The sequence below is a fragment of the Paenarthrobacter sp. NPDC058040 genome, from assembly GCF_042885775.1.
Lineage (GTDB): Bacteria > Actinomycetota > Actinomycetes > Actinomycetales > Micrococcaceae > Arthrobacter.
Genome location: NZ_JBHVRN010000006.1, coordinates 63,020 through 85,422 on the forward strand (window position 1 = coordinate 63,020; position 22,403 = coordinate 85,422).

The following is a 22,403-nucleotide window of genomic DNA, read 5'->3' on the forward strand; positions in this document are numbered from 1 at the left end:
CTGGACGAGATCTGGTTCATCGAGACACCATCGCACGCTACATCGAATCGACTAAAACCGTGCGGACCTCATCATCCGGTGGTCCTGACCCCTTTCACAACAGAAGAAGGGCGGCTTCCCTACGGAAGCCGCCCTTCTTCTGCGGGACGCTAGTTGACCTGGTTGATGATGGTCTCGGCGACCTCGCGCATGCTGAGGCGACGGTCCATGGAGGTCTTCTGGATCCAGCGGAAGGCCTCAGGCTCGGTGAGGCCCATCTTGGTGGTCAGGAGGCTCTTGGCGCGCTCCACGAGCTTGCGGGTGGCGAACTGCTCCTGGAGGTCGGATACCTCGTTCTCGAGGGCCTTGATTTCCTCGTGGCGGGACAGCGCGATTTCGATGGCGGGGACGAGGTCGGCCGGGGTGAAGGGCTTGACGACGTAGGCCATGGCGCCGGCGTCGCGGGCGCGCTCGACGAGTTCCTTCTGGCTGAAGGCCGTCAGCAGCACGACCGGGGCGATACGTGCCTTGACGATCTTTTCCGCTGCGGAGATGCCGTCCATCACGGGCATCTTGACGTCCATGAGGACCAGGTCGGGCTTCAATTCCTCGGCCAGCTCGACGGCCTTTTCACCGTTGTCTGCCTCGCCGACGACGTCGTAACCCTCGCCCTTCAGGATCTCGATAATGTCCAAGCGGATGAGGGTCTCATCCTCGGCGACGACAACGCGTCGGGCCAGCTGGGCTGCGGGTGCGGACTCCGTCTGTTCGGTCACGGGATCTCCTTGCAAAGGTTCGGCGGGTTCAAGTCCATCTTAGTGTGGACGCTTCCGGGGCAGGTTTTGTTGCACCCGGCGCGCCCGGTTCTTTGAAACAGCCTATCTGCATGTAGAGTAGTTTCGCGTGCTGGGAACGGATCGCGTTGCTCACAGAAATGTAGCGGCTTTTCGCCCAGTATCTCCGCGCCCGAGTGGCGGAATTGGCAGACGCGCCGCACTCAAAATGCGGTATCGAAAGGTGTGTGGGTTCGAGTCCCACCTCGGGCACTGTATTGTCGCAGGTCAGGGGCCTATATGGCCCCTGACTGTGCACAAAACCCCTAAATCTGTGCACAGCGGCGTAGCGTTTTATGCATGGCCAGCATCATGACACGCACAAAGAAGGACGGTTCACAGTCCTTTACGGTGCGCTGGCGAGACCCCAAAATCCAGAAGCATCAGGGCATCACTGTTGCCACTCAGGCCGAGGCTGAAACTCTGAAGCGGTTGCTGGATGCCAACGGCCAGAACTTCGAAATCGCGCAGCACGCCATTCTGGAAAATGCGAAGCGGGTACCGACCGTTGCCGAGGTCATCCAGGAACACATCGACATGCTGGTGCGGCCCTCCAGCGGCACCGTGAAGACGTACCAGACCATGCTGGATTTGCACGTGCGTAAGGTCATCGGCGCTGTGCCGGTGGACAAGCTCGACTACCGCGTCATTGCACAATGGGTGAAGGCGATGTTGGCCAAGGGTCGCTCGCCGAAGACCATCAAGAACGTGCATGGTCTAATCTCCGCTTCGATGAACACCGCTGAAATGTTGGGGTACATAGCCCGCAATCCGTGCCGTGGTGTGCACCTGCCGAGCGTGGAGAAGGCAGAGGACGAGATGATGTTCCTGACGCATGCGGAGTTCGGCTTGGTCATGGACTGCATGGGGGAGAGGTACAGGGAGTTCACGCACTTCCTCGTGATGACGGGAACGCGTTTTGGGGAGGCTACGGCGTTGACCGTTGCTGATATTGACCTGCTAGGGAAGCCTGCGACAGCACGCATCAATAAGGCGTGGAAGCGGGACGGGCAAAATCAGTTCTACATTGGGCCCACTAAGACTGGCGCGGGGAAGCGGACCATTGGATTGAATCCCGCTCTGGTGGATCTCCTGATCCCTTTAGTGGCCGGACGGCCGAGCAGTGATCTTCTCTTCGCGACGCCTAAGGGTGAGCGGATCGTGCACAAGCTGTACTGGCATCATTTCTGGGTGCCTGCGGTGAAGGCCGCTCAGCTCCGCGGGCTGCGGAAGGATCCACGCATCCACGACCTGCGGCATACACATGCGTCGTGGCTGATTCAGGACGGGGTGCCGATCTTCACGATCTCACGAAGACTTGGGCACGCGTCCATCAAGACGACCGAGCAGGTCTATGGGCACCTCATGCCGGAGGCGCTGCAGGTTGGGGCGGATGCAACGGAGCGGCAGGTAGCGGCGTTCATGCGGTGACGCCGTTCCGGTCCTCTTAGGAGACGAGACGATTGCGAGCACGTGTGCCGATGAGTCTGGTACTGGTTGGATTGGCGCTCTGCGTCGCCGGAGACGGGTGTGACGTTGGCAGGATCTCGCTGAGCCTGGCTATCTCGGCAATGTGCTCAGACGTGAAGACGATCTTGCCTTTGCCCCAGCATGCGTGCGGGAACCGTCCGGCAGCTGCTCCGTCACGCAGCCACCCTTCGCTGCAGCGCATAAGGGCTGCAGCTTCTGCAGGTTCGAAGAATTCTATGTTCATTTCAGTCTCTCCGTGGACCAAGGTGAATTGTTCATAGTGCAGTTGACCGCCAAAGACATGACCGCCGGAGCCAACAGTTGGGAAGATGCCCCACGGATGCCGGGCCTCCACGAGCTCTCCGCCAGCACCTATTCAAGGCACAATTACAGGCGTGATTGCGGTTCGACCTGCGTTTGAGTCGCCACACGTGCTGGTAAGAACTTTTCGTGTGTCGAATCAATCGAAGAACACGCGCGGAAGCCCTCAGTGTGGCGTGAGGATTCCGTAGTTCCGAAAACTAAGACGCGTCCGGCAGACTTGTTCCTGTATCTGGTCAAAGCGCCTTTACGGGAACACGCAGGCAGTCATGGACTTGGGGGAAAGTTTTGGATATCAGGACGAACAAGGAGTACTTGGAGTTTCTCGCGGATCACCTGACCCATTTCTTGAGCACGTTCGAGGAATTCATGGCGCATCACGTCGAGAACACGGGACTTGGCGGCTTCGCCGTGGGCATGGCGCCGGCTGTACTGCCAAGGGACGGCGCTGACAAGAAATTGGTGCGTACCTTAACAGATGAGCTGAACCGCCTTGCGGGAGCATTGATGGATCTTAGCAACGTCACCCAAGTCCGAATGGTCGTCCAGGGTGCTGGCGTTTTGGACCCCTTCGTGAATTGGCAGCGAATACTTGAACCGAAACCCCTGCTGGACGCCGACGTGGTCCGAGGTTGTTGTCTACAGGCTGCGGGTCGGCTGGAGGGACTAAAAGCAAAGTCCGCGGCTCTTTCGGCCCCGAGTATCGAGCCCTCCCTCCTCCATCCTTTGGTATGGGCTGCAGCTCAGCGTCTTTGGAATGACGGACATCTTCGTCAGGCAGTCGCAGCTGCTGCTGAGGCTGTCAGCGCCCAGATGAAGCAGCTCATCGGGCGGAACAACGCCAGCGACACATCATTGTGGCAGCAGGCGTTCGCCGCTGCGGATCCCCAACCCGGGAAACCTCGTCTGCGCTGGCCTGGAGATGCAGATGACCAAGATGTCAAGACGATGCAGTCCGGCCTTCTGAGTTTCGCTCCCGGGGTGAACATGGTGATACGGAACCCGGCTACGCACGTCTCAGCGGACTTCACCGAGCAAGATGGGCTGGAACAGCTTGCTACCTTAAGTGTTCTTGCAAGATTGGTCGACGGATGCGTTGTCGTGTCAATCGATGATGCGACTTCTGATTTTGTCGAGCGACCAAGCCCTTCGCCGACTACAGAAGCGAGCCGAGTTTTGGCACGAGAGGACGTTTAGGTCGAGATGCCGACGGGAAAAAAGGACCTTTCAGCATCTGCGAGAATAATGCTGAAAAAAGTGAAACAGCGTTACCTTGAATCAAGAGACTTCAATGGACTCCATGTAACCAGCTCTCGATACACCGCAGACGACATTCAGGCGGCCATCGAACTGGCAGAGACTGGAATGATAGAAATTGTTGGTTCAAACGATTACCTGAATATTCACATACGTCCCTGGCCTTCGCGCAGATCAGTGACCGAGCAGGTACAGGAACTTCGTGAACTTTCCGATGACGATTACGGGGTGTGTCTCTACCCCAAGGCAAGAGCCATGAAAAATACAAAGCTACCCAACAAATTCGATGATGCCCCATTTTCTAGGGCGATGGCACGCGGCCGATCGACGCTGGAACTGGCTTTCTTCAGCGCAGACGTGCTTGAGGGCTACCGGAACGACGCCCGGTTTAGATTCGGGATGGGGGATTTTGGCATTAATTTTGGGATATCCGATGAGGCGTACGATGACAAGGACCACCCCAAGAAGGACAACGTCGGCCTTCTGCACCTTGGGTTTGCCTATGACATGCGCAAGTACGACCCTGAGACTCCTGACTCACCGATCATTCGACGCGTTGCTGCCTTCTACGGGGACTTAGACGACCTTACGCCCGAACACCAACAACGCTGGGCTAGTTTTCAGGTGAATAAGAAAGGGATTGACCCCCATCCCGTTTGGTATGCGTCTCAAATGGGCCATTGGCCTGACGGAATTGGACCATTCGCAAGGCTCACCCAGGAGCTGAAAGCCATCAGTGATTTGTCTAAGAACGTTTGGGGTATCGGTCTCTTCCGGTCTTGTGACCTTCCTGACGATTTTGGGTGGATACTTAGAGCGGACCAACGCGAATGGGATCACTTTATTCACTCGTTTGACAAGCTTCTATCAGACAACATCGACAGTGCGGCACTGGATAAGGCCAAAGTTCCCCGGACGAACGAGAACGGGGACCCAATGGGTACTCTGGGACGGCTCGAGTTGCTTATGACGGCCAATCACGTCGCACCGAGCTCAGCCAAGTGGGCGCTCGCACCATTGCGCCAGGTCCGGGCAGCGCGCCAGAAGCCAGCTCATAGTCTGCGAACCAACGTGACGGACCAGACGCTCGTTCGAAAGCAGAAGGAATTGCTGCATGACGTCAATGAAGTCCTAATAAACATACGTCAATGGCTGTCTAGCCATCCTCGTAATAGGGGCTGGGAAGAACCATGGGCCGAGGCGAAGGATTATCTGCTTTAGATTGAGTCATCCGTACCGCTTTTGATGGTCGCCACATGTGTCAGGGCGGCCGCAAGAATGAGTTGTAAGTAGGTCCACGGAGGGCTCCGTTGCTAGAAGCGCATCGATTTGTACGAAGGACGATGCGTTGCTCTGTGATCTCACCTGAGCGCATGGCCGCATTGCTCTGGACATGTCCAGAGCGGCGGCGTTCAATTGGCCTTAGGGGTTTCGTGTTGGGTCAAGAGCGCTTCTAGCGCTGGTCTACCTATCGGACCGAGGCACGTGCATAAGTGGGGATGCTCATGAATGACAACCCAAATTCCATCGGACAGTCGCCTGGCGAGCGTGCTGCGATAGCCTTCGACAGTCTGCGGCTTCCAACCCACGTGAGCCTGGAGCGCCTGGTCGCTTTGGTCGAAGGCATTAGGCGTCGTCCTATAGAGATCGAGGTCGCGGGATTCTTGAATGGCGGCTCCGTGTGTGGCCTGTGGCTTTCTACGGATGAAGTCGAAGTGATACTGCATGCAGTCAGTCCCTCAGGACTACACCGTCAGCAGTTCGTGCTTCACGAACTAGGACACATGGTCCTTCGACACGACGAACTCGTCGTTCCGCTGGACTATGTCGATGTTCTGTTCCCGAACCTTCCGGCAGGTCTGGTCCGGCGCGTGCTGGCTCGTAGTAGCTTCAGTGATGAGTTGGAGGCTGCTGCTGAATCTCTGGCCGACCTCTTCGCGGCCGCGATCAGGAACAGCGCGAGGGAACCGAGGTCATTCGAGAGTGTCTTCGGATGATCCAAGTTGCTGCCGCGGTCCTGATCTGGTTGCTGGTGCTTTGCCTGCTGCCAGGAGTTCGTCGGCGACGAGACCACAGTGTCTTGACTGCCGCCGTCACCATTTCCGTAGCGATGACGCTCAACATCGATCAGGTCTATACGAGCGTTGATGCTGCGCTCGGTGGGCGGAACTTCGTCGACCTCCTGGCCAACGTCTCGATGGTTGTCGGCATCTACTTTCTCTCAAGGGCGATTATCAGAGCCGCAACTCCGGATGGGACCGCAGAGAGGCGAGACAGGTTTGGCGTTATCCTTCTGGGCGTCGTCGTACTGGGACTTGCAGTCACTTTCAGCCTTATTGCAACGCAAAGCAGCTCGACTCGCTTCATGCTGGATTACGGCGGACAGGTCCCGGCTGCTCTGTACTCAGCCATTCAGTTCGTCTACATCGGTTACGTGGTGAGCGTTACTGGTGCCACCTGCTTCCGGTTCCGTTCTGACATGTCTCGGCCCTACTATCGCATTGCATTCACGTCCATCGGAATTGGCTGTGCCATAGCAGTTCTGCTCGTATCGATCGTACTGGCCATGGACATATTGCACCTCCAAGGCCGTCTGGATGCCATGCGAGCGATATCGCCCGCTTACGATGCCTCAGTGGTTGCAGCCATGTTCTTTCTTTGTGTCGGTCTGGCAATCCCGCCTGTCGCTCGGCGAGTCCTTCGCCGCCGCGAATCTGTGACTGAGGACGAACTGGCCCGTGGCCTGCGGGTTGTCTGGGACAAGACAGCCGGCCGACGGCAAGACGTTCGCTTGCAACTAAGCATCGAATCTCAGAGTCAGCAGGACCAGGCACGGCGGCTTCATAGGATGCTCGTGGAGGTGCAGGATGCTCTTCTCGTGGATCCAGGATTGGCGAGTTCCTTGGACTTAGGCGAGCTTAGAGTCCTAAGTGCTGCCGAGAATTATCTGGCCGGACCAATTGAGCATCGAACTACGGTGCGGAAGGTTAGGGGGAGCAAAGGCTATGACGGATGACGATGGTGCCAGCATCTCGGAGACGCCGCAGGCCAGGCTAGCCCGGAAACTCAACCTGCTTCTCGACCTCTATGAGGCGGGTGGCGCTGAGTCTTTGACCTACCCAGAGATCAGCAAGCATATGAGTCGGCGAGGAACCCCACTATCGCGATCCCGTTGGGCCTATATGCGCAGCGGAGATAGTTCGCTGGCCACTGATGCTTCGTTACTGCGGAATCTGGCAGAGTTTTTCGGCGTGGACCGCGACTACCTACTCGACGATGCAGGTGAAATACCGAGGCTTGTGGAGGCCCAACTAGAGCTACTCCGCACTCTGCGCGAATCCCGAGTGCGAAACTTCGCCGCTAGGCAACTTCACGGGATCTCTCCGGAAACCTTGGAGAAGCTCCGCAAGGTCATAGACGACCGAGGAACCCGAAAGGAATGACGGTGCCGCTGGTCCCTAGACGAAATGCTGTGGGTGCAGGCCTGATGACGGCGTCGCTTGCAGTGCTTGCCGGCTTCGGTGGTGCGGCTTTCTTTGCGCGCCAAGTTGTTGTGCCGAGATTCAGCCGCCGAGAGGATCTGTGCGTTCGATCCGTTCACTCCAGTTACGACGGCCAACTCTTAATCGAACTTCCGGCTACGAAAGGCACCATAGCTCCAGGGCGGTACAGCCTTTGGTTCGGTCAGGGGACTGGCCATGCGTGCCTGGGTCCAGTGGTTGAAACCATCCCGGACAGAGGTGCAGTCACCCGCGTTGTGGAGCGCGTGGACTCAGGACAACTTGAGCGTGCCACCGCAGGTATCTGGAGTGGATATGTCTACTCCGAGCCGCATCAACTCGGCCTGCCCTACCGAAACGTTGAGATTGTGGTTGAGGGCGGCGTAGCACCGGCCTGGAGGTTCGACGCGCCGGAAGCTGCCAACGCCGGTGGAACCTGGGCGATCCACATCCACGGGATGGGCGGTAGGAGGGCGGGAACGCTGCGTGGCATACCCGTCGCTCGGCGTCTGGGACTGACTTCGCTGGTTGTCTCGTTTCGAAACGACGGCGACGGCCCGCCGTCGTCCGATGGGCGCTACCGACTCGGCGAAACCGAGTGGCGTGACGTCGAAGCCGCCATCAACTATGCCGTCGCCGAAGGCGCTACACGCATTGTGATTTTCGGATGGTCATTGGGCGCAGCCATCGCCTTACAAGCGGCAACCTTGTCAGCGCATGCTCCTCGAATAGTCGGTATGGTTCTCGACGCGCCCGTCTTCGACTGGCGGACAACCTTGCGAGCGAATGCACAGGCTGCCGGCTTGCCTGGGCCAGTGGTCCGACTGGGCTTCACCGTCCTGCAAAGCAAAGCCCTTCGGTGGGTGACTGGCCTTGCCGAACCGATCAAGCTCGATGCCATGGATTGGCTGGCACGGGCGGCGGAATTGCAGCAGCCGATCCTCGTCCTCCATGGGAACAGGGACGGTACCACCCCATTCGAAGCGTCCAAGCAGGCTGCCACCCTCCGGCCGGACCTCGTCCGATTGGTCGAGTTCGAATCGGAGGGGCACTCTTTGGAATGGAATGCCGATCCCGGTGGATGGGAGCAGTCGGTCGAGGACTGGTTTCGCGGCCTCGCCGTGCCTGACGCTAATCCACAGCGAGCGGTGGCGCAGGCGTAGGAGGCATCTGTACTGAGTATTGGCCTGCCAGTTCGACGAGTTGGCTCTCGATGACGGACAAACGGGCGGAGAAGCTCCTGCCGTCCAAGTCTTGAACGAGGCCGGCTGACTCGAGTATGAGGAGATGACGCCGAATTGTGGTCCTGGATGTGCGGAGCTCTGAGGCCAATACGGTAGGGGTGGTCGGTCCACTCCTAATCAAGAAGCGAAGTATCTGAGTGCGTGTTCGGTTCATCAAGATGGATGTCGACATGAAAGCCACGGCTCAAAGTTCGAAAGTTGATTGCTGTAGACGGGTCTACAGCAATCAGGATACGCCTTGAGTGGTCCATGCAACAGATTCAAGCTGCAATTGATTGTTTCGGTATGGCGCTCGCGAAATACTGATGGCGAAGGAGCTACATTCCTAGGCGGTAGAAGTTCGAAAGGTGGAGCATGCCAGCGACAGACGCAAGCCGTAACGGTGAGCTACCGCAGGCAACGCTGGCGCGCCGGTTGAATCTCTTGCTCGACGTCGTTGTTGCCGAGAGGGGTTCGCCGGTCACCTTTAGGGAGATAGAGACCGGCCTCCAGGCTCGGGGCGTCAAGATCTCACGGGCCAGATGGTTCTACATGAAAGACGGAACGGGACGGCTGGTCAGCGATCCTAAGTTGCTCACCGCCATCTGCGAGATGTTCGACGTCGATCCTTCCTATCTGCTGAACGGCGTCGAAGGCGAGATTCCCGAACGTATCGACTCGCAGTTGGAGTTTGTGAAGTCCTTGAGGGCGGCCCGGGTGAAGACTTTTGCCGTCAGAACCTTGGGCGACGTCTCGCCAGAAACTCTGCGGGCAATTACCGAGTATCTGAATAGAGACATCGATCTCCACCCGCATGGTGAGAGGGCGGCTACTCCTCCAGGACATACCGAAGGTGAGCGTCCAGCAACTCCTTGATGCGAGTGGGATTGGCTGAGTAGCGGGGGGAACGGCCGTGGCGGCGGCCGGCGGGAACGTCGACGACTATGGCCCCAACCTGTTCCAAGGCAACCAGATGCTTGGCGACACTGGGCTCTCCGGCGCTGACGGAATCCACAATGTCGCCGCGCGTGGCAGGGCCGAACGTCGTGAGGAACCTCAGTATCTCGTTTCTGGCCCTGTTGCCGAACGTGGCCACAGCTGCCTCGACATCGGGCGACCAGGCGTCGTCGTGAGGCTGCGTAATCCGTGGCATGGCTCAATTCTTACCGAACAACATGAAAAAAGTAAGAAGCGCACTCTTGACGATACTTAAAGTATCTTCGACAATACTTTTTAGATGCTTCGATTCTTGGTTCGGTTCAGCCGGCCATGACCACGTCGCTGCAGTGCGGCGAACGTCTGTGAACTCCAGCTATTTGAAGCGGTGAGGGCGATGAGCCTGAACGACAACGTTGAGCAAGCCGAAGAACTGCAGTCAGGGCCCGGGGTAGTGGACATCTCCCTAACGCGTCCACCCGATCCGACATTGTTGGTATCTGTTGACCAGATGATGGGAGCCGTCGAAGGGGTGCGGCGCTACGTCGTCTCCCACCTTGCCCATATCGGGCGAGCATGCGACGTCGACGATGTTCTGCAGGATATTCGCGTGGCCGTCTGGGATGGAGTGGCACGGGGGCATTACCGCCAACTTCCCGGAGTACCCTTTGAGGCGTGGGTGCAGGGCGTGACATCCAATATCTGTGCCGCCCATGCTCGTCGCGAGCTCAACCACAAGACCCTGCCTCTGCTGCTCGACCCTACGGGTGAGGAGGTTTCAGGATCCTGGGGACAGGTATCAGCCATCCTCATTGCACAGGACAATCCCGAAACTCAGGAGATTGTCGACCACGAGTGGGCGGTCATGGTCCTACAGTTGACTCGCGAAGCCGTGTCAGCCCCGACATGGCGTATGGCCGTGGAGAGCCTCACCGCACCCAGGCAGTACGCTCTCCCAACCCAGCACGACCGCCGTCGTTGGAATGCAGTCACCGCGGTGCGACAGACCGCTAAGACCGTCAGCCTGGCACTCGATGTCGCCCCAGGCAGCGTCAACGACATCGGTCAGCTCTGTCAGCGTGCAGTTGAATGCCTCCCAAGCGCCCTGCTGCGCGCCGTCGCCAAGGCGATCGTTCTTCCCGAGATTCACGGACCGGAACGGCAAGCGGCGATTGCCCGATTGGCGCGGGAGCTCGGGGTCACTGATCGCTATGTTGCTGTTCAGATCGGCACTGCGCGGCGTCTTTACCAAACCGCTTGGCGGGTAGTGCGCACGGCTGCCTCTTTCTGATCATCGGTGGCCTTTTCTTCGCAGTTTGACGACTAGTGGCTTTGGAGGTTGTGAACCATGAGCATTCGCAGGGCCAATGGGGTTAGGTCGCGCTTGGGTCGTTGGGTCTTTGGACTAACCGTCCCCCTGCTTGTTGGCTCGGCGGCCCTCCTAATCGCGCTGCCGTCCAAAGGGCCGGCAATCGGTGCGCCGGATTCTCCTGTAGCTTCGGCTCCAGCGCCGAATGCGTCAACTACCCCGCCACGGCCCACAGTTCGCCCCTCGGGAACGACGAAGCCGTCGGTTGTTCCGCCTGCGCCTAGGCCAACGGACTTTCGCGCCGTTGCTTCTGCCGCTGCCGAGGCTATCTACACCTGGGATACGAGGACCTCGTCCTATTCGGAGGTGTATGGTCGCCTGCGTGATCTATGGGTTTTGCTTCCGGATGGTTCTAATCCTTGGTCTGTTTTGGTTCAGGAGTTTGAGGCTACGGGTGTAAACGCTGGAACTTTTGCGACTCTGACTGGCGAGGGCGCTTTCCGGGAAGCGAAGTCGGAGTCATCAACGTGTGACGAGCAGCTAGTCAAGGTACGCGAACGACCCGCTCCGTGGCCAGGGCTGCATGTCTGCACCGTGCGACTCTCTGTCGAGGACCACACCTCGACAAGCACCAACTCTTACTTCGCGCCGGTCAGCGTCGTGGTCAACTGTCCTCCAGCGCCGACGGCACCTGCAGATCGTTGCGTGATGGTCGCCTTTTATGCGTCATCCACCAGAATCGTTTACTGATGCCTCATCCTGGACTTGCTGTCGTTCTCGTGCGACGGCGCACGCATTGCAGGTTGCTTGGAGCGTTCGTGGCGGTTGTCGCGCTGGCATTTGCTGTCGTGGCCAGTGCGGTTGCCGTCGTTTTGGTGGGGGATCGTCCGACGGCGGCCGTCGCCTGTGTCTCTGGCGCTGATGCTGGTGCGGTTAGCACTCTCGATGTTTCTGACCTGCCCGCCGGCGGTGGAATCGCCGGGCTATCAGCGGCCCAGACACGTGTTGCCAGCAGCTACGTTTCGGTCGGCAAGGGGCTCGGCTTGCCTCGTGAGGCGTTGGTCATTGCCATCATGATGTTACTACAGGAGTCGAGCCTGCGGATGTTGGCCAATACCAGCGTCCCCGAATCTTTCAACTTTCCGCATGATGGCGTTGGGAGCGACCACGACTCCGTCGGCTCGGCTCAGCAACGACCTGCCGCCGGATGGGGCAGCGTCCAAGAGCTGATGGATGTCACTTACAACGCTCGAGCCTTCTATGGAGGTCCTTCGGGCCCGAACCATGGAAGCCCTCGCGGCTTGTTGGATATCCCGGGGTGGGCCTCGATGAGCAAAGGCCAGGCTGCCCAAGCTGTGCAGGTTTCGGCCTTCCCAGAGCTGTACGACCGATGGGAGCCGCAGGCGTCCGCGCTTGTGGACGCTCTTAGTGGGATCGAGCCGGCTCCTACATGTACGAACGCTCCCGCCGCGAGCTCTGACGTTGTCTCAGCTGAAGGCTTAAGTCAGATCCGCCAGGACATACTCCGCTTCACCAAGATGGGGCTTGGAGGCGCATATGTCTGGGGCGGCACTGCGTTCAAGGCGTGGGACTGTTCTGGGTTCGTCCAGTGGATTTACCGACAGGTTGGCATTGAGCTTCCGCGTGTGGAGCAGTGGCGGGTCGGGCGGATGACGGACGATCCTCAGATTGGCGATCTCGTGGTCCAGAATCCTCAAGGACCGTACAACTGGGGTCACGTAGGCATCTACGCCGGCAGTGGGATGATGTATAGCGCACTAAATCCGTCGGCAGGGACTTTGCTCCATCCAATAGATTGGAATCGGGGAACGGCCTATTTCGACCTCCTACGGGAGTCGACGTGAGTTTGCCGCCGCTTTCTTTGTGGGATTTCGCTGCTGCTTCTTTTGCTCTCCCAGCCAGTTCAAGGTGCGTCCGGATGCTGAGCATGTGCTCTACCTGAATGTTGTTTAAGTAGATCCGAGTAGGTTCATGAGTGGGAAGCTCGTATACGGGGATTGCTAAGCCCCGTTGCAGGGTGTCGAAATCCAACACGTGCAGAGCCGACACGTACGATAGTCGAGGCGGCACAACGCAGAGCTCTTCTTGCTTTGCGGATTCCGCTCCTTTCTCCCGAAAGTCCAGGACGTCGGGTATTTATTGAACTAGCTTCGTACTGTGGAGCTGATCAGCAAGTTCGAGTCGAAAGCATGGTATGGATCCCGTTTCTGCGCTGTACGGAGATGACCCTATCGTGGGCACTCAAGGTGAGTCGGAACGAAAGAACCTTGTAGACCGCTTGGCCCGTTCGCTGGGGTTGATGCATGACCGCACGGAGAGCGCAGTAGTTGCTCTCGTGGGCCCTTGGGGCAGTGGAAAGACGACAGTTTTGAACGCAGTCGAAGCATCCCTCAAGACGAAGGGACGGTGGCTGACGGCGAGGTACAACCCGTGGTCATACTCCTCCCTTGAGGCCGCCATCCCTGGGTTCTTTGCCGAACTAAACTCGGTGTTGCCTGAGGAGCTCCAGAAGAAGGGCACCCGGAAAAAGGTGGGGTCATGGATTTCGAAAGCGGCTCCCTTGGGGACCCTCGGATCAGTGGCCGGCGTTGATGGGTCCGGTGCCATAGACCTGCTTGGGAGACTCGTGTCGGGCGACGAAAGCCCTGAGCAGCTGCGGGCGCAGGTTGTGGAAGACCTCCGCGGACTCAAGCAACCGGTCATCATGCTGATTGACGATCTCGACCGGCTTGGTCCGGATGAGCTGCTGACGACATTCAAGCTAGTTCGGATGCTTGGTCGCCTTCCAAACGTCTACTACCTTCTGTGTTACGACGAGGCCACGTTGGTCGATGTCCTGATGCGAACGGGACTCGTGCACGACGACGCAGGCCGAGCGCGTGCCTACTTGGAAAAGATGATTCAACTGCGCTTGGACATTCCCTCGATGCTGGTCAGTGAGCAGTTGGGCTTGCTCAATTCTGTTCTGAGGGAAGTCCAGACGAATCACGCGTTTGAACTCCTTCCGCATGAAACACAACGCCTCTCGAAAATGTGGGGTGAGTCGATGCGGCCGTATCTTTCGCAGCCAAGGGCGATTAAACGACTCTTCACGCAGGTAGATGCGACTTGGGCAGAATTGCAAGGCGAGGTCGATTTCGCTGACTACGTGGCCATGACGTTTATCCGGACGTTTGAGCCGCCTGTTCTCCGGCTCATCGAAGACTCCGAAGCAGAGCTTCTCGGCTTCGACCATAGATGGGTGGACGAGTCTGATCTTGCGAAGATCGAGCGTTGGCAGAAAAAACTTGACGATCTGGATGTTGTCCATGCTGAACGTATTTTAGATCTCTTGGCGGAGTTGTTTCTGCCTCTAAAAAGCGCCCGAGAAAAGATATCTTATGGGCCTGAGGCCCGCACCGACGTCGCCCGACGAAGCGGAGTCGGTCATGCGGACTACTTCCACAGGTACACTCAGGCGGCCGTGCCGAAGGATGACCTGCCAAACAGCAAGGTCTCCGAAGCGTTGTCCCTTCTACGGGAGGGGAGGGCTGGCACCGCAATCGACCTGTTGGAGGAGTTCTTGTCGAAAGATGCGAGCATGGTGGTTCAGAAGATCATGAATCACGATCTCGGAGATCTCCCAGTGGAGCCGCTCGCACATTTGCTTGCGCGCCAGTATGACGTGATCGGAAAGGAGGGCGCTGGGCTGTCTGCTGGACCGCCTTCCTTTGAGCTGCTGGTGTTGGGACGGCACATGTTTACTGGTCTGCAGGGCGACCCGGCGATAAGAATCCTTAGTGCGTGCAGCACAACTTCATCTGGCATCGCCTTCGTGGCCGACCTCCTCCGCGATCTTGGCAAGACGACCCGGGCTGGTGCCGCTCCGGAATGGCTTCCCGAGGCGAGGAATATGGCAGCAACAGCCATCGAAGCCCAATTCCGAGCTCTAGACCCTAATGACAGCGATAGCGAGGTAGAACGAGCTCTCCGCAATGTGTGGGCATTGAGGGACTTCACCGCTCCTGAAAGTGCGAGGGCGCTGGTTTGGGAGCTCATTGACGCAGACAAGGGCTGGAATGCTGCTACGTTCATTGCCATGTTGTATCCAATTGGTCAGGATAGCCGTGGCAAGTGGTCAATAGACCGATATCACCTCTCTGCGGATGGCATTGAAACGGTGCTTGGCTTCGACAAAGCTGTTGCGGCCATAAAGAGCCAGGGGCCTGTGAATTCGGCGCCTGGCGAATTGGAGAAGTTCGATTCTCGGCCGTCGCTGACCGTTAGAGTGGCATGTGTATACGAAGATATTCTTCGTTTGGACGAAGAGGTTAGCAGGGCCCCGTAAAGCTGGGAGAACTCGCATCAAATGGAAATCGGAGGTTCATTGCTTTATGCGTGGATTGAGCAAGTCACTCCGTCGGAGGCCGCCTATCGCTTCCTTACCATTTGTGAAAACATGATCTCGCGGCGGTAATTGGTCCTTGTCTTCAAACTTTCACATCACGTGACCCTTTGGGAGTTGCTAGCGTGCTGCAAGGTCATGCGTAGCTCCATTGGTTCGGGTATGGTCAGGGCAAGTGAAGGTCCGTCCGGCCGGGTTCCGGAAGAAGGGCAATAACCATGTTGCAAATCGCTAGTGGCATCTACTTTTCGTCGAATGACCTTTACGAAACCCTCCACCGTTGTGTCGCCTACAGCAATGGGCTCCGAATACTGGGCGATGACGTCGAACTTCCCATCGGTACGCTCCGGTTCTCGACGGGGCAGGAGAGGTACAAGCCGCTCGTCATTGAGGCCACTGACCGGCTTGAAGCGTATAACCCCGACGGCACGGAGGCGTGGCATGTTGCCACAGGTGGCGACGAGCTAATTGAGGATGTGGCGTACGTAGTTTCGTTCGCCTGGAACGTCGTTGTCACGAAGAGCCGGGAAACGGCGGACCGTTTAGTCGGCCATCCTGGCGGCTATCAAGCACCAGGTAGTCCCCAGCGCTTACTCCGAGGTACATTCGAACCCTCACGATTCCTGACTGACTCCGAGCTCGAGGAACTCCACCGATTTTCTACCGAGTTGCTGAAGCTTCGGCGGGACAAGTTCGAGGCCTCCATGCGGGCGATTCGCCGTATCGTGGACGCGTCTATGTTGGTGGTGAGTGACCCTACTCTGGCGTACACCCTTTACGTGGCTGCTCTTGAGTCTCTGTCCGGGGACGGATCGCCGGTTCCTCAGTCCTGGGCTGACTATGACGGTAGAAGGCGAAAGATCATAGATGCTGCCTGCGAAGGGCTGCAAGAGGAAGCGCACAGCCGAATTCAGCAAGCTGTGCTCCAAATCGATCAGTTGTCTCTACGCCGGAGATATATTGGATTTGTCGTGGACCATGTGACTTCCGAATTCTATCGGGACGAGGCACGAGGGACTGTGCGGCCCATCCGGGCCCCACAATTAGAGAAAGCTCTCGACTTCGCATACCAAACCAGGTCCCGCTCGATGCACTCGCTAAGAACGCTTGCCCCGGAGTTATGGAGCATCGCCAACGGCGAAGACACGATGTGGCACGAAGGCCAAACAGTCCTTACGTTAGAGGGATTAAACCGCTTAAGTCGGCATGTCGTCCGGACGTATGTGAGGCGCGCTCCCAAGGGCGTCGACGAAGACTTCAAAGCTAGGTATAGAGAGTTTTTGCCTGGGCAGATAAAAATGAGACTTGCCCCCCAGCTTTGGGTCGGCAGTGCGGATTCATTCTCAGCGGGTCGTGGACCAGGTATTTTCAACGCGCTTCTTGAAATGGTTGTCGCCGCGAAGCGCGGAGAGAAGGGAGCTATCGTTGACATGGCACGACCCCTGGAACGCATTGAGGCGCTCCTCACTTCAGAGGCGAAGCAGTCGAGCAGAATTCCTTTAGTCGCAGCATACGTTCTTTGGGATGCTTTGGTGCCGGAACAGTACCGGCGTCCGAATGCGACGAGATTCATCGAGAGATTTGTAGATGACCTTGATTCACCGAGCATCTTCGCCTATGTGGTGGGCATTTTCGTTGGAAGGCAGCCCCCATGGTCCACTGAAGAATATCTTTCATTGGTCGACGCTCGAGAAGCAGAACTAAGACGAGGGGGATCTAAACTGAGTGAATTACCTGAGCGGGTAGACGCGGCCATGCGTTTGGGCGTGACTTACCGTTTGTGGGCTGACGGCGATCACGGGGCGGCCTCCGTGAGCTTGGCCAAAGCGGTAGAGCTCCTTCCTGGCGATCCGTTCCTGCTTGACCTGGAAGCGAAGATGGCGCATGGGATGATGGTGCGATCCAAGCTAGTCGAGTTCTGCCTTGGAACGATTGAGGTGGGGGAAGAAGATTCAGCCTCTGAGGGGGACGACTCCGAACCGGATCCAGAAGGTCCCCCTGCATAACGAAAAGGTAATAGGGCACCGCACGCGTTAGGCCGCCTGCTTGTCCACGCATCATCGATCGGCGACCTCGGGTGAGGGGCGTGTGCGGTAGTTCCGCTGTTGCTGGCACAGACTTGGTCTACCTGTGCCGATCCCATACCAGCTCTATGCTGGTCGAAGCGTCCGGTATGAGACAAGCAACGCTAGACGTAACGGTATGATGACAACAGCTTGTGGCTCGATGAGATCATAGATCAAAATCGACGCCCGCCCCCCGCCTCCCGGCTTAGGTGGTTGTACTCGACGCGATTAAGTGTTAGTCGTGTGGTTGTCCGTCGCTAGACTCTTTGCGGAGTTCGTCGCCACGAACGCGGAACCGCGCAGGACGTGTGAAGCGTGGAAGCCTGTTCCAATGAACACAGCTCGACCTGCCATCATGTCGTTAGTGGCGCCAACACCCATGAAGTCGTGAGCCCAATCAGCTCATTCCATTGGAAGACGACTGGATGGAGCACCAGATGTTTCTGGCAGCGGTGGATCCTGGGATCACACCAAACGCGAATTTCCCTTTCCTTGAGTCGTTGAAGCAGATCGGCGGGGGCATCCTCGTCGGTGCCTTCATCGTTATCGCTATCGTGGCGATCATCGGAGCCGCGATGCTCCTGGCCGGCAAGCTGAGCCAATCTTCACGGCTCGCGTCCGGCGGGGGAGTGATCCTGCTGTGGACTGGTCCCGTCGCGGCCATCCTCGGCGGGATCAACGGCTACATTCTCTGGTCGCAGACGGCTTTCCCGCTCGGTTTCTGAGCCATGCCAGTCGACTGCGACCTCAACGGCTGGTGGCCGCCAGGATGCGGACTCGTGTCCCAGGCGAACGACGGCGTCCAGGGCTCCATCACAGCTATCTTCGCGAACGTTCTTCAGAACATAGCATCATGGATGTGGGGCTTCATCACCGGCGCTTTCACAGTCTCCGACGTCGACGACTCCCAGTGGACGGCCATCGGCGGACTCACCAACTGGTGGGTCATCGTCATGCTGACACCACTGGTCGTCGTGATGATCCTCCAGTTGCTCTCGGGCCTGATCAGCCAGCAACCGCGACGTTTGCTGCGGGCCGTGATCGGGGGAGCGGCAGCTGTGCCGCTTGTAGCGGCGGCCGTCTACGTCGTCCGCCAGCTCACGAGGGTCAGCGACGAGGCTTCGAATGCCCTCCTCGAATCCATCGGAACAGATCCCTACGTAGTGTTCATGCGCCTCTTCGGGTTCGAACGAGCCCCCGCAGGATCAGACCGCGAATGGAACGTCATCTCGCTCGCGCCGGGCAACCAGGGAGGCGCCGTCGGCGGAGCGATCGTCACCGCCATGGCCGTCATCGTGGTGTGGATCCTCGCGTTCATCCTTATGTGTTCCATGATTTTCAGGACTTTCGCCCTTGCAGTACTCGCGGCCGTGGCTCCGGTCGCGCTGATGATGCTGCCCTGGGAGAAATCCAAGGCCTGGGCCGGACGCTGGTGTGAGATCGTTGTCGCGCTGCTCCTTGCCAAGCCTTTGGCCGCGACGGTCCTGGCGACGGCCATCAAGCTGTTTGCGGATTCCGAGTCCTTCGCTGGTCTGGCCGCGGGAACGGTTGGCATGGTTTTGGCCTGTGGAGCACCCCTTATGGCGCTGCGACTGGTGAGCTTTGCAGGCGGAGAACTGGCCGCGGCAGCTCAGGCCGCTGGCGGCGGACACATCATTGCGAGGGGCAGCAGTATTGCCACCCGCCAGATTAGCCGACAGCTCGGCGGCAGGCTTACGGTCGCGTCGTTGATGGCCCGGTCCGCGATTACGAAGCCCATTCAGTCCGGTCGCCGAAACATCCCAACGCGAGTCCTTCCGGCCTCCGTTCCAGTTCCAAGAAGGTTGACAAGCACGACGGCGGTAGGAACCTCTGGTGGCAACAGCACTGGTTCCGATCGGCTGGCTTCTCATGAGAGATCCGACTCGCGCAGCGCCGTCCTTCAAGGCCAAATTGTTTCAAATGTCGGCGGCCGAACGACAACGGCCCAAGGAACGCAATCCAGCGCCGGTCCACGCGCCAGCAGTCGAACATCAGCACCGCCTCCGCCGCGTGTCCCTGAGGTGCGAAACCCGAGCAGCGCGTTGCCGACGTCGGACCTGCCGCCAATCAAGCGGCAACAGACTTACCGCCCACAACCACCGGACAAATCCAATGAGTGACGAAACTCGGGCGCTCGAGCCCGTCAAATTTCCAAGGTACGAACGCCGTGGGATCTTCATGGGGCTGAAGTGGTACCAACTGGGATTGGTGGCCACGGGGATTCTGGCGGCCATCATCGCGTCCGCGAGCGGCGGCCCAGTAGGCCTCGCGGCCACCGCTCCCGTGTGGCTTTCGCTGGTCCTTGTCGGCGTTCTCCAGTACTCGAGGATTCCTTACCCGATCTGGGCCACGTTGATCGTGCTGTTCTTCGTTCGGAGCGTTCTCGGGCAGACCACGTACCTCGTCCGACCCGACCGCCCCATCAAGGCCGGCCAGCTCGCACTTCCTGGGGGTCTGGGCAACCTCAGGCTGCAGCCGCTTAGCCGAGGTGAATGTGTTGTGCTCGATTCGCAGGGCCGTGAAGCGGTCATCGTGCTCCGATGCAGCACCCGTTCCTTCGCATTGCTGGACGATGACGACAAGGCTTGGGCGGCCCAGGCATGGTCCAGGGTGCAAGCCGGGTTGGCTCAGCGGTCGGACATCGCGCGGATGACAGTCCAGGACTACACCGTTCCCTATCCGTCCTCTGCGCTGCAGGACTTCTATGACCGGACCGTTCCAGCTGTAGACAGCGAGCGGAGCTCGTGGGGTCAGATGGCCTACCAGGATCTGATCTCCGCGGCTGGGTCAGCGATGAGTCACGATGTCTTGCTGTCGCTGGTGGTCGACACGTCTAAGTCCCGACGGCGGATCAAGGAGTCCGGTGGAAAGAAGAACGGTCTTGAGCGCCTGCTGAGGCTTGAGGTCGCTGCCATAACAACGTCGCTATCCAGTCATGGGGTCAGAGTTGAGGAGTGGTTGTCTGAGTCGGGCTTGCTCGAGGTGTTCAGGGGTGCGTTTGATCCGGAGACTGTATCGAAGCGGTCAGGCAGGAAAAGAGACGGTGAGCCAAGCAATGCGGCCGGTCCATTGCGACACAGCTCAGGGCCCATGGCTGCTGAGGAACATTGGACCTACCTTCGAACGGACACTGGCTTCCACCAGACGTTCTGGGTGGCTGAATGGCCACGACAGAAGGTGTACCCGGGATTTCTCCATCCTCTCGTCTATGTGGGCGACTTCCGGCACACGGTCACCCAGGTCATCAGGGCCGTTCCCACCCTTGAAGCTCTGCGCGACATCCGCTCTGCCCAGGAAGCCCATGAAACCCGCCGGCGCATCAATGCCCGCTTCGATCGGCCGACGACCCGTGAGCAACGCGCCGAAGAGGAAGAAGTATCTCAAAGGGAGGAAGAGATCGTCGCAGGTCATGGTGATGTCAGGCCGACGGCGTTCGTCACGATCACCGCTTCGACGCTGGAAGACCTGGCCCGACACCGCCATGAACTTGAATCAGCAGCCGCAGGCGCGTTTGTCGAGCTTCGGGTGCTTGCGGGGCAGCAGTGGGCTGGGTTCATTGCCGGAGGACTTCCCTTGGGACGGGGATTGCGATGAGGCTCAACAACCAAGAGGTGACGTACACGCCGTCGGGCACGCGCGCGGACCGCCGGGCTGAACGGCGAGCCAAAGGCAATAAGCCCCGCCGTGGGATGCCTCGGTCTCAGCGAGAAACGGAACTGGAGCGGCAGAGTGACCGCGAGCGCCTTTTGGGCGACTGGGGGAGTCGCGATGCTCAGTCACTATGGGGACCTCATCGTCTGCGGCCGGCGCCGCACCGCGCGTCGACGCTGACGTTCGCCGCGGCCTACCCTTTCATCACGGAATCGGGCCTGGGCCACGAGGGAACCTACATCGGAACGGACGTTTTCGGATCCGGCGCCTTCTCCTACGATCCCTGGATCCTCTATGACAAGGGCATCATCAGCGGCCCGTCCATCGTCGTCATCGGAACGGTCGGCACAGGAAAGTCCATGTGTGGGAAGTCGCTGGTCGCGCGCTCTATCACCCTCGGTCGCAAGGCCGCCGTGGCCTCGGATCCGAAAGGCGAGTGGGTCGGCGTCGCCAATGCTGTAGGTGGCAAAGTCATCTCCGTTGGACCGGGACGGGCCGCACGTGTGAACCCGCTCGACGCCGGACCCCGCCCGAGCTCACTCAGCGACACGCAATGGCATGCGGTGGTGCGGCAGCGTCGACGGCAACTGCTGGTCGCACTGGTGTCCCTGATGCGTCAAGGCACTCCGCTGCATCCCGTTGAACACACGGCCCTCGACATGGCTTTGATGGAGACGACCGCCGAGAATTCAACGCCGACTCTTCCCATGGTGCTCGACCATCTGCTGAACCCGTCGAAAGAGACGCTGGATCTGGTGGGGAAGGAAGGCGGCGTTGCCGTCAGCCACTCCCTCCGGCGTACAGTTTCCGGCGACCTGGAAGGCATGTTCGACGCGCCTTCCACGGTAGCGTTCGACGCCGACGCTCCCATGATGGTCATGGACACTTCTGCCTTGATAGGTGCTTCCGAGCAGGCGCTGTCCTTGGCTGCTGCCTGCAGCGCCACCTGGCTTGAGGCTGCGGTGACAAACCCCGACGGCGGCAAGCGCCTTGTGGTGTACGACGAGGGTTGGCGGATGCTGGCCGATCCGTACATGTTGGCGAAGATGAGCGAGCAGTGGCGGCTAGCGCGGACCTATGGGATCGCGAACCTGTTGATCATGCACAAGGTAGCGGACCTCAACGAGATTGGCGACAGTACGAGCGGTCATCGCCAGAAGGCACTGGGCCTCCTAACGGAGGCTGATACCCGCATCATCTACCGCCAGAAGCATGATGCGATGCGGCTAACGAAGGAAGCCCTGGGTCTCACCGAGGCCGAATGCGACCACGTGGAGAATCTGCCGAAGGGCGTCGGGCTTTGGAAGGTGGGGAACCGTTCGTTCATAGTGGCGAACCGGGTAACTACCGATGAGCTGGAAGTCTTCGGCACCGATGACCGGATGCACCTGTGAAAACGCGGGCGGGGAGCACGAGTCCGATGGTCTCAGTG

Annotated in this window: 19 protein-coding genes and 1 tRNA gene; 16 read left to right on the forward strand and 4 right to left on the reverse strand. The window is 58.8% G+C overall.

The window, feature by feature from the left end; all coding sequences use genetic code 11:
* Positions 1–149: 149 nt before the first annotated feature.
* Positions 150–755, reverse strand: coding sequence for an ANTAR domain-containing response regulator (locus ACFVSJ_RS09615; protein ID WP_387436285.1), 606 nt, complete (start codon positions 753–755; stop codon positions 150–152).
* A gap of 188 nt (positions 756–943) precedes the next feature.
* Here ACFVSJ_RS09615 and ACFVSJ_RS09620 point away from each other — a divergent pair.
* Both ACFVSJ_RS09620 and ACFVSJ_RS09625 read left to right on the forward strand, forming a co-directional pair.
* Positions 944–1,025, forward strand: a tRNA-Leu gene (locus ACFVSJ_RS09620).
* Positions 1,026–1,112: 87 nt separating this feature from the next.
* Positions 1,113–2,243 (forward strand): tyrosine-type recombinase/integrase, encoded by a 1,131-nt coding sequence (locus tag ACFVSJ_RS09625; RefSeq protein ID WP_387436287.1) that lies wholly within the window; start codon positions 1,113–1,115, stop codon positions 2,241–2,243.
* Between the two features lie 16 nt (positions 2,244–2,259).
* Here the strand turns inward: ACFVSJ_RS09625 and ACFVSJ_RS09630 are convergent, their stop codons facing one another.
* On the reverse strand, positions 2,260–2,526 hold the full coding sequence (locus tag ACFVSJ_RS09630) for a hypothetical protein (RefSeq protein ID WP_387436288.1): 267 nt from the start codon (positions 2,524–2,526) through the stop codon (positions 2,260–2,262).
* A gap of 392 nt (positions 2,527–2,918) precedes the next feature.
* Here ACFVSJ_RS09630 and ACFVSJ_RS09635 point away from each other — a divergent pair, with 392 nt between their 5' ends.
* The 5 genes from ACFVSJ_RS09635 to ACFVSJ_RS09655 all read left to right on the forward strand — a co-directional run bounded on the left by ACFVSJ_RS09635 (position 2,919) and on the right by ACFVSJ_RS09655 (position 8,523).
* Positions 2,919–3,800: a TIGR02391 family protein gene (locus ACFVSJ_RS09635; RefSeq protein WP_387436289.1), complete on the forward strand. Its 882-nt coding sequence runs from the start codon at positions 2,919–2,921 to the stop codon at positions 3,798–3,800.
* Positions 3,801–3,860: 60 nt separating this feature from the next.
* Positions 3,861–5,081 (forward strand): hypothetical protein, encoded by a 1,221-nt coding sequence (locus ACFVSJ_RS09640; protein WP_387436291.1) that lies wholly within the window; start codon positions 3,861–3,863, stop codon positions 5,079–5,081.
* Positions 5,082–5,365: 284 nt separating this feature from the next.
* The gene (locus ACFVSJ_RS09645) at positions 5,366–5,857 is read left to right on the forward strand and encodes a hypothetical protein (protein WP_387436293.1); all 492 of its coding nucleotides are present in this window, start codon (positions 5,366–5,368) and stop codon (positions 5,855–5,857) included.
* Positions 5,854–6,876, forward strand: a complete 1,023-nt coding sequence (locus ACFVSJ_RS09650; protein WP_387436295.1) for an MAB_1171c family putative transporter — start codon at positions 5,854–5,856, stop codon at positions 6,874–6,876. Before ACFVSJ_RS09645 ends, ACFVSJ_RS09650 begins: the two co-directional genes overlap by 4 nt.
* 699 nt (positions 6,877–7,575) lie before the next feature.
* A complete protein-coding gene (locus tag ACFVSJ_RS09655) occupies positions 7,576–8,523 on the forward strand; it encodes an alpha/beta hydrolase family protein (RefSeq protein ID WP_387436296.1) in 948 nt (315 codons plus the stop codon).
* Here ACFVSJ_RS09655 and ACFVSJ_RS09660 read toward each other — a convergent pair.
* Positions 8,492–8,776, reverse strand: a complete 285-nt coding sequence (locus ACFVSJ_RS09660; RefSeq protein WP_387436298.1) for a helix-turn-helix domain-containing protein — start codon at positions 8,774–8,776, stop codon at positions 8,492–8,494. The genes ACFVSJ_RS09655 and ACFVSJ_RS09660 overlap by 32 nt on opposite strands.
* A 182-nt stretch (positions 8,777–8,958) precedes the next feature.
* Between ACFVSJ_RS09660 and ACFVSJ_RS09665 the strand changes: the two genes are divergently transcribed.
* Entirely contained in the window at positions 8,959–9,459 is a 501-nt protein-coding gene (locus ACFVSJ_RS09665; RefSeq protein ID WP_387436300.1) for a hypothetical protein, read from the forward strand.
* Here ACFVSJ_RS09665 and ACFVSJ_RS09670 read toward each other — a convergent pair.
* Positions 9,413–9,736, reverse strand: a complete 324-nt coding sequence (locus ACFVSJ_RS09670) for a helix-turn-helix transcriptional regulator (RefSeq protein ID WP_274258199.1) — start codon at positions 9,734–9,736, stop codon at positions 9,413–9,415. The genes ACFVSJ_RS09665 and ACFVSJ_RS09670 overlap by 47 nt on opposite strands.
* 180 nt (positions 9,737–9,916) lie before the next feature.
* Here ACFVSJ_RS09670 and ACFVSJ_RS09675 point away from each other — a divergent pair, with 180 nt between their 5' ends.
* The 8 genes from ACFVSJ_RS09675 (at position 9,917) to ACFVSJ_RS09710 (ending at position 22,365) form a co-directional block, all read left to right on the forward strand.
* On the forward strand, positions 9,917–10,810 hold the full coding sequence (locus ACFVSJ_RS09675) for a hypothetical protein (protein ID WP_387436302.1): 894 nt from the start codon (positions 9,917–9,919) through the stop codon (positions 10,808–10,810).
* A gap of 836 nt (positions 10,811–11,646) precedes the next feature.
* A complete protein-coding gene (locus ACFVSJ_RS09680) occupies positions 11,647–12,693 on the forward strand; it encodes a C40 family peptidase (RefSeq protein ID WP_387436304.1) in 1,047 nt (348 codons plus the stop codon).
* Between the two features lie 350 nt (positions 12,694–13,043).
* A complete protein-coding gene (locus tag ACFVSJ_RS09685) occupies positions 13,044–15,176 on the forward strand; it encodes a P-loop NTPase fold protein (protein ID WP_387436306.1) in 2,133 nt (710 codons plus the stop codon).
* A 275-nt stretch (positions 15,177–15,451) separates the two neighbouring features.
* Complete coding sequence (locus ACFVSJ_RS09690) at positions 15,452–17,239, forward strand: hypothetical protein (protein ID WP_387436308.1); 1,788 nt, start codon at positions 15,452–15,454, stop codon at positions 17,237–17,239.
* A gap of 497 nt (positions 17,240–17,736) precedes the next feature.
* Positions 17,737–18,024, forward strand: a complete 288-nt coding sequence (locus tag ACFVSJ_RS09695) for a hypothetical protein (protein WP_157372120.1) — start codon at positions 17,737–17,739, stop codon at positions 18,022–18,024.
* A gap of 54 nt (positions 18,025–18,078) precedes the next feature.
* Complete coding sequence (locus ACFVSJ_RS09700; RefSeq protein ID WP_387436310.1) at positions 18,079–19,440, forward strand: type IV secretion system protein; 1,362 nt, start codon at positions 18,079–18,081, stop codon at positions 19,438–19,440.
* Entirely contained in the window at positions 19,433–20,914 is a 1,482-nt protein-coding gene (locus ACFVSJ_RS09705) for an SCO6880 family protein (RefSeq protein WP_387436313.1), read from the forward strand. Before ACFVSJ_RS09700 ends, ACFVSJ_RS09705 begins: the two co-directional genes overlap by 8 nt.
* A complete protein-coding gene (locus ACFVSJ_RS09710) occupies positions 20,911–22,365 on the forward strand; it encodes an ATP-binding protein (protein WP_387436315.1) in 1,455 nt (484 codons plus the stop codon). The genes ACFVSJ_RS09705 and ACFVSJ_RS09710 overlap by 4 nt, the downstream gene beginning before the upstream one ends.
* The last annotated feature ends 38 nt before the right edge of the window (positions 22,366–22,403 follow it).